At 59.0% G+C, this 12,526-nt stretch carries 12 protein-coding genes; 4 read left to right on the top strand and 8 right to left on the bottom strand.

Going from position 1 to position 12,526, the window contains the following annotated elements:
• Nucleotide 1: 1 nt before the first annotated feature.
• From ABJO75_RS25180 to ABJO75_RS25215, 8 genes are all read right to left on the bottom strand, one after another.
• Nucleotides 2-691, bottom strand: coding sequence for a M48 family metalloprotease (locus ABJO75_RS25180; protein WP_348133161.1), 690 nt, complete (start codon nt 689-691; stop codon nt 2-4).
• A gap of 39 nt (nt 692-730) precedes the next feature.
• Nucleotides 731-1,879 carry a Xaa-Pro peptidase family protein gene (locus ABJO75_RS25185; RefSeq protein WP_348133158.1) on the bottom strand — a complete coding sequence of 383 codons (1,149 nt, stop codon included), beginning with the start codon at nt 1,877-1,879 and terminating at the stop codon, nt 731-733.
• Nucleotides 1,879-3,033: a cytochrome P450 gene (locus tag ABJO75_RS25190; protein WP_348133155.1), complete on the bottom strand. Its 1,155-nt coding sequence runs from the start codon at nt 3,031-3,033 to the stop codon at nt 1,879-1,881. The genes ABJO75_RS25185 and ABJO75_RS25190 overlap by 1 nt, the downstream gene beginning before the upstream one ends.
• A gap of 62 nt (nt 3,034-3,095) precedes the next feature.
• The gene (locus ABJO75_RS25195) at nt 3,096-4,280 is read right to left on the bottom strand and encodes a VWA domain-containing protein (protein ID WP_348133152.1); all 1,185 of its coding nucleotides are present in this window, start codon (nt 4,278-4,280) and stop codon (nt 3,096-3,098) included.
• Between the two features lie 4 nt (nt 4,281-4,284).
• A complete protein-coding gene (locus ABJO75_RS25200) occupies nt 4,285-4,452 on the bottom strand; it encodes a hypothetical protein (RefSeq protein ID WP_348133149.1) in 168 nt (55 codons plus the stop codon).
• A 6-nt stretch (nt 4,453-4,458) separates the two neighbouring features.
• Nucleotides 4,459-5,838, bottom strand: a complete 1,380-nt coding sequence (locus tag ABJO75_RS25205) for a DUF2927 domain-containing protein (RefSeq protein WP_348133147.1) — start codon at nt 5,836-5,838, stop codon at nt 4,459-4,461.
• Nucleotides 5,835-6,290: a GNAT family N-acetyltransferase gene (locus tag ABJO75_RS25210; protein WP_348133144.1), complete on the bottom strand. Its 456-nt coding sequence runs from the start codon at nt 6,288-6,290 to the stop codon at nt 5,835-5,837. The genes ABJO75_RS25205 and ABJO75_RS25210 overlap by 4 nt, the downstream gene beginning before the upstream one ends.
• Before the next feature lie 166 nt (nt 6,291-6,456).
• Complete coding sequence (locus tag ABJO75_RS25215) at nt 6,457-7,854, bottom strand: diguanylate cyclase (protein WP_348133142.1); 1,398 nt, start codon at nt 7,852-7,854, stop codon at nt 6,457-6,459.
• A 95-nt stretch (nt 7,855-7,949) separates the two neighbouring features.
• On the opposite strand from ABJO75_RS25215, the gene ABJO75_RS25220 reads away from it, so the two are divergent.
• From ABJO75_RS25220 to ABJO75_RS25235, 4 genes are all read left to right on the top strand, one after another.
• A complete protein-coding gene (locus ABJO75_RS25220; protein ID WP_348133140.1) occupies nt 7,950-8,234 on the top strand; it encodes a DUF3572 domain-containing protein in 285 nt (94 codons plus the stop codon).
• A gap of 28 nt (nt 8,235-8,262) precedes the next feature.
• Nucleotides 8,263-8,952 (top strand): HAD family hydrolase, encoded by a 690-nt coding sequence (locus ABJO75_RS25225; RefSeq protein WP_348133137.1) that lies wholly within the window; start codon nt 8,263-8,265, stop codon nt 8,950-8,952.
• 116 nt (nt 8,953-9,068) lie between these two features.
• Complete coding sequence (locus ABJO75_RS25230; protein WP_348133134.1) at nt 9,069-10,628, top strand: trimethylamine methyltransferase family protein; 1,560 nt, start codon at nt 9,069-9,071, stop codon at nt 10,626-10,628.
• Between the two features lie 68 nt (nt 10,629-10,696).
• The gene (locus tag ABJO75_RS25235) at nt 10,697-12,487 is read left to right on the top strand and encodes a hypothetical protein (RefSeq protein WP_348133131.1); all 1,791 of its coding nucleotides are present in this window, start codon (nt 10,697-10,699) and stop codon (nt 12,485-12,487) included.
• Nucleotides 12,488-12,526 lie beyond the last annotated feature (39 nt).

The raw sequence follows: 12,526 nt of genomic DNA on the forward strand, positions 1-12,526 counted from the left end.
CTTAGCCGGGGGCGTGCCACTGGCGTTCCAGTTGCTCGAGCGCCTCGATCCGCTGATCGGTATGCGGATGGCTCAGCAACCAGGCCGGGGCCATACCGGCCCGCTGTTCGGTCAGCGCGTCAAGTTTGCGAAACAGGGATTTCTGTGGTTCGACGCCAATGCCGGCTTTGGTCAGCAGGGCGGCAGCATAGGCATCCGCCTCGTATTCATCCGAACGCGATAGCCCGGCGGCAAGCAAGCTGGTCAGCATGTTCGCAATCCAGATGCCGACAAAGGGTATGAACCGCCCGAGCACCATGATCAGCGCGGTGCGCAACGCGTTTTGACCTGAAAAATCAATCATGCGGCGACGGGCATGACCCAAGGCCACATGGCCCAGTTCATGGGCGATGACGCTGGCCATCTCTTCACCCGTCACGTCGCCGTTCTGAAACTTGCGATAAAATCCACGTGTGATGAAGATCCGCCCATCCGGCGCGGCCAGCCCGTTTACCGGGTCGATCTCGTAGACGTAAACCGGGATCCGATGCAGATCGAGCGAGGCGGCGAGCCTGTCGGTCAGCCGCTTGAGATGGGGATCGGCAAGTTCGGTTGATTTCTGGTCAAGTTCCTTGCCCGTCCGCCAGACAGAGAAGCGATACATCGCCAGAGCATAAAGAATGGCCAGGAGGATCGGCGTGAACTTGAGCATGTATAAGATATGGTCCTTGAACTGCCCTTCGGCAAGTGATCAGCAGGTGATCAATTCGGTTCCATGTCGCGACAGTCGCTCGGCACCGGTTGCGGTCACAAGCACGCTATGACCGAGGCACATTGCAAGACCTGCATCGCTATCCATCAGGACCATGTGAAGAAAGAAGACCTGATTTTCCTGCATGACCAGCGGGTTGCCTTCGTAGAACATCGGAAAGTCCACCCAGATCGGCGTATAGACCGCGCCCATCCCATAGCCGCAGGCCTGCAATCGGGACTCTGCAAACCCATGCGCATCAAAGACGCGGGCATGCGCGTCATACACATCGCCCATTGGGTTGCCGGGTTGAATGGCCGCTTCGCAGGCGGCGAGAGCTTCTTCAGCCGCGTCCTGCATCGCGCGTTGTCGGGGATCGGGACTTCCGATGACCAGCGTGCGCATCATCGCCGCATGATATCGGGCATAGGCGCCCGACCACTCCAACGTGAGCTGATCCTGTGCATCCAGATGTCTGCGACCGGAGTAATAGCGGCAGAGCAGGGCGCCGGGGCCCGATCCAAGGATGAATTCGTTGCCAGCGTAATCGCCACCGCCCTTGAACACCGCGCCCTGCATTGCCGCAAGAATGTTACCTTCAAACGCGCCTGCTCCTGTGGCCTCAACAGCGGCATCCAGCGCATCATCCGAGAGGTTCGCCGCCCGACGATGCATGGATATTTCGGCAGCTGATTTTACCCGCCGCAAATCCCGGATTAGAGCAGAGGCGTCGATCAGATCGGGCAGCGCCGCGCGCAGCAATTGGCCGTTCGCATCGGTCAACCCTGCGGTCTGGCTTTCAAATCCTATGCGCCCCTGTGCCACGCCCAGATCGGCAAGCAGGGACCGTAGGTTTTCCGCAGGCGTTGCCCCCTGATGTTCTGGCCAGATATGAATGTGATCATCTGGCAGTGTCGAGGTCAGTTGCGCCTGGCGCATGTCCGGCAGACGGGTCAACAGGTGCAAATCACCGTCGGCCGTCAGAACGAGGCATTGAAACATTGCAAACCCGAATGTGTCATATCCACAAATCCAGAAATGGCTTTCCGGCGCGAACATCAACAATGCGTCGAGACCGGCCTCCTGAACAGCGCGGGTGGCAGCAGACTGGCGGGTGGCATATTCGGCGGCGTCAAAATGCAATGGCATCAGCAGTCCCATCTCACCGGCATGTGGGTGGGGCCGCGAAAGGCCCAACCGGTGAAGGGAACCTCCACGGTAATCTGAAGGTTTTTCAGGTGCTTGAATGCTAAAGGCAAAGCCACCTCTGCAATCAGAGATCGCGACGCTGCAGCACCTGCGCAGAAATGTGGTCCGGCCCCAAAGCTGATTGCGGGCTGGGTGTTGCGCGTGATGTCAAAGCTGTCCGGGTTGTCAAAGTGTGCTTCGTCGCGACAGGCGGAACCGAACATCAGAAACGCCTTGTCCTCTGGCTCAAACGTCACGCCCTGAACGGTCTCGGTTCGGGCGATGCGCCGGGGCGACATGCCTATCGGGCTGATCCAGCGAGCGTATTCGGTAAAGGCCTGTGCGAACTTTGCCTGACCATCGAGGATCAGTCGCAGTTGGTCCGGGTGGGTGAGCAAGGCCCAAATCGTTCCGGCGATCGCGTCACGCGGTTCGTTCTGACCTCCTGAAATGATCAGTTTGATGTTCGCGCGAATGTTCGCATCGGCAAGGCCCGCCTGCAATTGTACATCCAGCGCCGACCGGGGTGGAGGGGCGTCCTGCATCCGGTCGATATGGGCATCAATCAACGCAGTCGCCGTGTTGCAGCGTGTGGTGATGTCCGGATCGCCACCGTAATTGGCGCAGCCGTCGATCATCGCCTGACTGACGCCGTCCATCTCGGCCGCCTGCATGTCGGTCAGTCCGGTGATTGCCTTGAGTGCTTCGGCGGACACCGGCATCGCATAGTCCCGGACGAGATCACACGCGCCTTTGGGGTGCAGATCCTGCAGGATCGACAGCGCGGCACGTTCAAAGATCGGTTTCCAATGATCCTGAACCGTGCGCGGGCTGAGTGCGGGAAACAAGATGCGCCGTTCATGCTGATGCTGCGCACCATCCTTGCGCATCATGTTTTCACCCATCAATTGGGTCATCAACCCCTCGGGCTGCACCGAAGAAAACACGTCGATCCGTTTTTCCTGAGCGTGGACATCATCACGCCGGGTAATCAGCGTTGCCCCGAGTTGCGGCACATAGGTGATGGGCGCACTGCGCCGCATCTGCGCGAGCGTGGGGTAGGGATCGGCGGTAAACGATTTCAGATCGATGTTGGTGATGGGCGCGTCGGACATGCGATCAGCCTATGCAGACTGCTGACCTGTGCAAAGACCTGTTTTACCAAAGTTATACGGGACTAGCGCGTCAGCGCTTTCATCCCGCGGCTCAACCCGTCGAGCGTCATGGGGACCATCTGATCGGCGAAGATCTCTTGGATCATCTGAATCGAATGGGTGTAGGACCAGTATTTCTCCGGCACCGGATTAACCCAAAGATTGCTGCTCCATTGTTCGCGCGCCCGTTGCAACCAGACGCTGCCAGCCTCTGCGTTCCAATGTTCGTTGGCGCCACCGGGATAGGCGATCTCATAGGGGCTCATCGAGGCGTCGCCGACAAAAATACACTTGTAGTCGGGGCCATAGGTTCGCAGGACTTCATGTGTCGGTGTTTGCGCGTCCCAGCGACGCCGATTGTCGCGCCAGACGCCTTCGTAGAGGCAATTGTGAAAGTAGTAGTATTCCAGATGCTTGAATTCGCTGCGGGCGGCGGAAAACAGTTCTTCAACCACTTTGACATGCGGGTCCATTGATCCGCCGATATCCAGAAACAAGACAACCTTGACCGCGTTGTGGCGCTCGGGTCTGGTTTTCACGTCAAGGTAACCGTGCTCTGCCGTGGCGCGGATGGTTCCGTCCATATCCAGTTCTTCGGCTGCGCCTTCGCGGGCCCAATTGCGCAGCCGTTTCAATGCCACCTTGATGTTACGTGTGCCCAGTTCAACCGTGTCGTCGAGGTTCTTGAACTCACGCTTGTCCCAGACCTTGACCGCACGTTGGTGGCGGCTTTCCTTCTGGCCGATGCGCACGCCTTCGGGGTTGTAACCATAGGCGCCAAACGGGCTGGTGCCGCCGGTGCCGATCCATTTGTTGCCGCCTTGGTGACGACCTTCCTGTTCTTTCAGGCGCTCTTTCAGCGTCTCCATCAGCTTTTCGAACCCACCAAGCGCCTCAATCTCGGCTTTTTCCTCGGCTGACAGGTGTTTCTCTGTCATCTTGCGCAGCCATTCACCAGGAATATCGACGGCTTCCATGACCTGTTGAAAACTGATCTGTTCCAGACCTTTGAAACTGGTGGCAAAGGCGCGGTCGAACTTGTCGATATTGCGCTCGTCCTTCACCATCGACACGCGGGCCAGGTAGTAGAACGCCTCGACGTCATAGGTGGTTAGCCCGACCTTCATGCCTTCGAGAAAGCTCAGGTATTCACGCAGCGAGACGGGGATGCCGGCTTTGCGGAGGTTTTCGTAGAAGGGTACAAACATCGCGTCAGCCCGCGATCCGATCAATCAGCACAGTCGCGATCATGGCAACGATCCCGAATGCCATTGCCGAAGCGGCGGCATATTGCGCGATATCAGCGGCTTTACCGCCGTTTTTCTTGGCGAGAACCGCACCAAATGCGGCCCCCAGCAGAACACCTGCGATCACGATCATCGTCTGTTACCCGTTTGATTGGCCATTGCGCCTGTTTTGAGGGTTCAGCGATGCAATTTCCTGCATCTTCGCCCGTACCGCCCAATCCGTGCCAAAGCCGTATCTTGCCCATCCCACACTGTCCAGCCTGACGGTGCGTGCCGCGTCGCTCTGGCCGGTCTGATCCAGCGCTTCGGCCTTGAGTAGCATGAGCGTTGCCAGCAAGGCCGCATTTTCCGAGCGCGCGGCGACATCCAGATAGGGTTCGATCTGGCGTAGCGCTTCGGAGCCTTCATCGCGCGAAACCGCATATGCGGCCGTTTGAGTGACGATATAGGCCTGATGAAGCTCTGTACCTGGAGCACGGCGCAGGTAGCTGATTGCACTGGCATAATACTGCTGCGCAAGTTCGGCATCGTCGAGCTGGGTCATCCGACCAAGCATGTAATAGCCAAAGGCGCGGCGGTGATCTTGCCAGCCAAGTTGTTGCGCTGTTGCCGCTGCGGATTGCGCGGCATTGCGGCGTTCGGACGTTCCAGCACCCGGTCCGAGGACAATCTGCACCGAGTCGATCCAACTCCGCGGTGTCGGTGCAATGGCCTGCGCCGGAAGGCGATTACCGCCCGGATTGATGCGGGACAGGATGTCGGGCAGTTCTGTCGCGACTTCGGCCTTGGTCATGCCGCTATAGATTTCGGGCGCATAGGCGGTGCGCAGGATCAGCATGTCAAACCCGGTGAGAACGGTATGCACGTTGTCATCGTTGAACACCGAATTGGACAGACGGTAGAGATCATTGAGCGGGCCAAGCGCCTGTGCAAGTTCTTCGTGCAGACAATCGCGGATTTCCTGTGGCGTGGAATCATAGGGCAGAAAGATCGCCATCTTTTCGCGTTCGCGCAGCGTTGACCAGTTGGTACCCGCACTGCGGCGTTTTCGGCGGAACTCTTCGATACTGGACACATTCGGCACGACGAAACACGCGGCTTGTGGCAGGGCGCGGCGAATCTCGGCCCGGCTGACCGCTTGAATGGTGATACTCGCGCTGTTGCCCTGAACCTGTCTGATCTGGAGACCGGCCTCTTGGCGGAGGCGGTCAAGCAGTCGGCGCAAATCCGGCTCTAGGCTTGCGGGTGGCTTGCCGGTGACCCGCACGGTGATCGGGCCCTCAAACCGGGTAAACACCGGCAGGCTGCGGCCGCTTTCCAGTTCGAAATGCAACGACAGGAAGTCGGCGGCGATGTTGGCATTGGATTGTCTCGGCGCGCTTGGACGTGTGGATGCAAAGCCCTTCATCGGCGGCAGGCTTGACTCGGCGATTGCGGCGCGGGTCGGAGTGTCGCCCAACGGTCTGGCGCTGCACCCGGCAACAACGGCAACAACAAGAAAGATGGCGATACGGATCATGGGCGTTGGTAACGGATAAATGGTGTTACGTTTGCGATGCGATCATACAGCTTTCGGGCGGTTTCATTGAAATCCTGTGTAAGCCAGTAAACACTTGGCGTGCCGTTCTGGTCCGCCGCATCATAAACCGCCTCGATCAACGCACGACCGACACCGGTTCCCCGGCATTCCGAGCGGGCATAAAGGTCTTGCAGATAACATACGTCTTCGATCTTCCAGGCGTGGCGGTGAAACAGATAATGTGTCAGCCCCACAAGCCGGTCGTCCTGCTCGGCAACAAAGGCGCTGAAATCCTGCGGGTCATCCCCTAGCAGTCGGGCGAATGTGCTGTCATGGACTTCTGGCCCGACCTTGGTCTGGTAAAAGTCGTGATACGCGGTCCACATCTCGGACCATTGGGGACGGTCTTCAGCGCGCAGCGGACGGATAACGAGGTTAGACTGATCAGACATGATGCCGAGTCTGACCAACACCGGCGCACCAATCAAGATAAAAAGCGTGTATCGGGTTGGCGTTCGAACATTGGGTCGGTGGTTGGGTGTTTAACGTGGCACCGGGCGCCAAGTGTTTTGCCTCGGCGATGGGGTGCTTGGTGCAGAGCACATCCAAAGGCAAGTTTCAGGCCGCCACTCCAATCAGCGAGATCTGATTGCGACCGGCGTGCTTCGCGCCATAAAGGGCGCGATCGGCCTGACTGATGAGTAACTGGGCATGCTGATCGGGCTGCATCTGCGCCATGGAGCAGGGTGGCGCGCCGACGACGACGCCGATGCTCGTGGTGACTTTGATCGGCTGGGAAACGCCGGCGCAATGAAATGGCAACGCGTTGATCTGTCGGCACAGTCGCTCGGCTGCATGGGTGGCGCTGTGCTGGTCGGCTTCGGGGATCACGATCATGAACTCTTCGCCGCCGACGCGGGCTATCATGTCGCGAGCGCGAACCTGACTTTGCAGGCGACGTGCGGTTTCGATCAAGACGGAATCGCCTGCCGGATGGCCAAAGCAGTCGTTGATCTGTTTGAAGTGATCGAGATCGGCAAGCATGACCGCAAAACTGCTGCCGGTTCGCGCGGCCTCGTTGGCTGTCGCAGCCAAATGTGGCAGCGCGTATCGGCGATTGAACAATCCGGTCATCGGGTCGCGCACGGCGGCCCGCAGGCCATCGCGGACAGAATCCCGGTACCGGTCTGATTGCTTCTTCCGGCGCAACTGCGCATCGATTCTCAGCGAAAGCTCTTCGCCGCAGAAACCGCCTTGCAGGATGTCGTGTGCCCCGCGGTCAAGGGCCTCGGCCCCTAGATGGCGTGCGGTTTCAGGCACTATGGCAATAAGTGCCGCATGACTGGTAAAGGCACGTGATCTGAGGTCGACCAGCAACCGCAGCGGTGGCTCTGTCTGTGTGTCGGTCAGATCCACGACAATCGCATCGGGCGGCTGGCCGGTCATCATAGCGTGAATGTCGTCAATCCGATGGCATTGCAGAATGTGGCTTGTTCGTTCCTTCAACCGCGCGCGCCAGACCGCGCCCGTGCATTGCTGGCTGGTCAGCAAAGCGATGTTGGATGGCGGGGCAAAGGTTGCGGCGGGTTCCGCAAAGCCGATTGCCGGTGGGGAGCTATCACACCAGTGCAGTTCCTCCGTGCTGCTTCTGGCGCGAATTAGGCTCCGGATCCGGGCCTGCAGGATCAAATCGTCGAGCGGCTGGCTCAGCACATCATCAATGCCGCCCTTAAGAGCGTCAAATCGTGCGGCGCGATCATTGTGTGCGGTCACAGCAATTATCGGTGTGCTCCGCATTTCGTCGTCGCGATTAAGGATCGCCCGCACGTCATGCGCTGTACCGTCAGGCAAATTCATCGCTGTCACGATGAGTTCCGGTCGAGTCCGGCGAATCAAGGCCTCGAGCCCGTCGATACCGTCGCTTTGGACCACATGATAATAGGCCGCAGACAGCTGAACCTTCAGCATGATGCGGTTGGTCGATACGCCGTCGATGATCAGAATGGTGCCTTGCACACGTGGCGCCTTTCATGTCTTGCGTTAATATTGTTTCAAAGTGTTTATGAGAGTCGTTAACAAACTGTTTCCGATCAGGGAAAAGCCAGAGCACCATGCAATATTCCGCCGATGCCGCCGAAACTCTCGCTCTCAAGGCCCTGACATGGCTGCTTGGCCAGGACGAGCTTTTGCCAGTGTTTCTGGGGGCTAGCGGTGCCTCTGAACAGGATCTAAGAACACGCGCCGGGGACGCCGAGTTCCTCGGTTCGGTGCTGGACTTCCTGGTGATGGATGATGGTTGGGTGGTGAAGTTCTGCGAGGCTGAGTCGCTCCCCTTCGAACACCCGATGCTGGCCCGTGCGGCGTTGCCGGGTGGGGCGCAGATCCATTGGACCTGATGAAACCCAATCGTGAAAGGCTGCGCCCGTGACAATCTCGGCCATCTTGTTTGACAAGGACGGAACCCTGTTTCAATTCGGCGCGACGTGGGAGGCTTGGGCCAGCGCGTTTTTGCGTCGGGCCACGCAGGGCGACGACGCGCGAGCACACCGGCTTGGCGAAGCAATCGGCTTTGATCTGGCTGCCGGGCGATTCCACCCTGATAGTATCGTCATCGCCGGAACACCGGCCGAGATCGCTGATGCCATGGCGCCGCACCTGCCACATATGTCGCGAAATGCGGTGATCGACATGCTGAATGAAGAGGCCGAGACCGCACCGCAGTCCGAGGCGGTGCCGTTGATTCCTTATTTGCAGGCCCTTCGCGCAAGTGGGATGCGGCTCGGCGTGGCAACCAATGATGCCGAGACGCCGGCGCTTGCACATCTGAATGCGGCGGGCGTGGCGGCGTGTTTCGATTTTGTAGCCGGGTTTGACAGCGGATATGGTGCCAAGCCTGCTCCGGGCCAATTGTTGGCCTTCACCCGAGCGGTCGATGTATTGCCTGCACAGGTCGCGATGGTCGGGGACAGCACGCATGACCTGATCGCCGGTCGCAACGCGGGGATGACAACCGTCGGCGTGTTGACCGGCATGGCAGGCGCCGAGGACCTCGACCCGTTCGCCGATGTGGTGCTGCCAGATATCGGTCATTTGCCCCGTTGGCTGGGCCTCTAGACTTCCACTGCTGAAAGCGACCTCCTCAAAACGAAAACGACAAGACCTGTCGCGTTCAGACCGGAAGGCACGGCTGGGGTGTTGCTCAATGGCAAGCACATATCGGAGGTCGGATCATGGCGGATGGTACAGCAGGCAGGCGGCGCGGCGGAGGTCGGGCGGGTAATGCGGCAAGGCGCGGCGGTGTCGTCATTGAGCAGATGCCCTGGAAACCGCCGATCAACATCGACCGGCCCGTTGAACCGCTGACAGAAGAGGGTGTTGCCGCCATTCATCTCGGCGCGATGGAAATCCTCGAAGATATCGGGATCGCGATCCTCAACCCCGAAGCGCTCGAGATTTTCCGCGAGGCAGGCGCGCGGATTGATGGGGATGTGGTACGGATCGGGCGTGATTTCGTCATGGAGATGATCGCAAAGGCGCCGTCAGAATTCACGCTAACTCCACGCAATCCGGACCGGACAATCACCGTTGGCGGCAAGACCTTGCTCTTCGGCAATGTATCGTCGCCCCCGAATTATTGGGACATGGAGATTGGCAAGAAGGTCCCCGGCACTCGTGAAATGTGTCGCAACCTGTTGAAACTGACGCAGTATTTCAATTGCATCCATTTTGCAGGCGGCTATCCGGTTGAACCTGTTGATCTGCATGCCAGCGTGCGACATCTGGACGTTCTTTATGACAAACTGACGCTCACCGACAAGGTGATGCATGCCTATTCGCTGGGCAAGGAGCGGGTCGAGGATGTCATGGAAATGGTGCGGATCGCAGGTGGTCTGACACATGAGGAATTCGACGCAACTCCGCGTATGTACACGAATATCAACTCTACTTCGCCACTCAAACATGACTATCCGATGCTGGATGGCTGGATGCGGCTCGCCCGGCGTGGTCAGGGCCTCGTTGTGACGCCTTTCACACTCGCAGGGGCTATGGCGCCGGTGACGATGGCCGGAGCGGTGGCGCAGTCACTGGCCGAGGGTTTGATTGCCATTGCACTGGCACAATACATCCGCCCCGGCGCGCCCTGCGCCATCGGAACCTTTACCAGCAATGTCGACATGAAATCCGGTGCCCCGGCCTTTGGCACGCCGGAATACATGCGGGCGACGCAGATGACCGGGCAACTTGCACGCTTTTACGGGTTGCCCATGCGCTCCAGTGGTGTGTGTGCAGCCAATGTGCCGGACGGGCAAGCGATGTGGGAAACATCAAACAGCCTCTGGGCGGCGGTACAGTCGGGGACCAACATGGTCTATCACGCGGCGGGCTGGCTTGAAGGTGGGCTGATCGCCAGCCCTGAGAAATTCATCATGGATTGCGAGATCCTGCAGCAAATTCAGCGCTATATGGACCCGATGCTGACTGCCACGGGCCCGGATGACATTGCACTCGACGCAATCCGTTCTGTGGGCAATGCCGGTCACTTCTTTGGCATTCAGCACACACAGGATCGGTATACCACGGCGTTTTACCAGCCGTTTCTAAGCGACTGGAAGAACTACGAAGGGTGGGAAGCCGCTGGTGCGGTCTGGACGCCCGAGCGGGCGCATCTTCTGTTCAAACAGATCATCGCTGATTTCGAAGCCCCGCCGATGCATGAGGCCATTCGCGAAGAGCTGGCGGCATTTGTTGCCCGTCGCAAGGAAGCAGGCGGCGCCCCGACAGATTTCTGATCCGGGTTTTGTCTTGATCGGGTTATTCGCGCTGGCCTGTCCATCAGGTGCGCGGTAGGCTTGTGGCGATGGAGAACAACGGAACGCACCACGTCCAGATGCCGGGAGTTTCGCATCGGCTGATCATGGTCGGGTTGGGCGGGCTTGCGGGTCTGGCGCTCTGGGGGCTGGGCGAACGATGGGGCGATCCATCGGTGCCGCCTGCGTTGTATCTGGCGCTCTTTGCCTTTGTCGCGACGTATGCCTGCGTCGCGCTTGCCTTGGCGGGTCCTGTCGCGATCATGCGCGCATTGCTCGGCGCCTTGGCTTTCGCCATACTTCTCACGCTGCTGATCAGTTTGGCGGGTACGCGATATGTTGAGGCAACCAATCTGCTGGATGAGCCCGTGGTGATGAGCGTCGCTGCGGTGATGGTTCTGTTTTGTACACCTTTTTTACTGGTTTGGTTGCGGGATCGCTCTGCAGTGCTGCGTTACGACATGCTGTTTGATGCGGCCTGGATGCTGACCGCGCGCTATGCGTTGGCCTGGGTGTTCGTGGCTGCGTTTTGGTTGATTGCCTTTCTCAGCGATGCGCTGCTTGAACTTGTCGACATCGAGGTGATCAACACGCTTTTGGGTCCGGGCTGGGTGCGGTTTGGCCTGAGCGGCGCAGTGCTTGGCCTTGGTCTCGCGGTTGTTCAGGAACTCCGCCAGACCCTGTCGCCATATCCGCTGCTGCGTTTGCTGCGCCTGCTGGTGCCGCTGGTTCTGGCGGTCGTCGCGGTGTTTCTGCTGGCGGTGCCGCTTCGCGGATTGGATCGTCTGTTCGGAGAGTTTTCTGCCGGTGGGACATTGCTGGGCGCAGCGGCAGTTGCGGTGTCGCTGATCAGCATGGCGCTGGACCGGGATGACGGGATGGCGGTGCAAACGCTGGGATTACGGCTCGCGACGCAGGCTCTTGCGGTTCTGATGCCTCTGCTGACCGCGCTGGCAGTCTGGGCGGTGATCTTGCGCGTGCGCCAGTATGGTTGGACGCCGGATCGCATTCTGGCTATGACCGCGGCACTATTCTTGTTGGCCTATGGCGTGACTTATTGTGGCGCAGTTTTGCTGCGCAGCGGTTGGATGGCACGTATTCGACAGGTCAATGTCGGCATAGCTTTGCTGGTGATTGTAGTGTCGGTTTTGTGGATGACGCCTGTGCTGGATATCTATCGAATTTCGACCGCCAGCCAGATTGACAGGTTCCAAAATGAAAGCGCTTCGCAGGACCACCTATCGCTCTGGCCGCTTGCGCATGAATGGGGCAGGGCCGGGCAAACGGGTCTTGTAACATTGGAAACGATGGCCGACACATCGGGCGACCAGAATTTGGTTCAACGTATCGTAGATGTTCGCGCCGCGACAAACCGGTATCAATTCGAGCAAGAGGTCCAGCATCACGATTTGCCCGAACGCGTTGCCGAACTTTTGGATGTGCTGCCGGTTCGGCCGGTCGGCGCGACTTTGGATGCCGAAACGCTCCGCAGTTTACCGGTATTCGCCCTGAATTTGTGGTTGAATGGCTGCCGTCACAAGACCGCCGATGATCGACCCGGCTGTGTTTTGGTCAAGGGCGCGTTTGTCCCGTCGGTTCCGGAGGATGAGCAGGCCATGATCCTGTTCTTCGGTGACAATGGCGAAACCCGGGTCAGCCATGTTTTGCTGCGTGCGGACGACGGGTTTGTCATGCGCGATGTGTTCGATCCGGCTACTCGCCGCTGGCCCAGTTTGCCCGCCGCGACAATCTCCGAAGTTCAGGATGGTGCGTTCGATCTGAAACCGACCGGCGTGAACGCGCTGGCTGTCGGAGGAAAACTCTTGGCGCCCTCGCAATGAGTCGCAAAACTAGATCGCATTTGATTTGTTGGGCCTTTC

The organism is Sedimentitalea sp. (assembly GCF_039973035.1).
GTDB lineage: Bacteria > Pseudomonadota > Alphaproteobacteria > Rhodobacterales > Rhodobacteraceae > Sedimentitalea.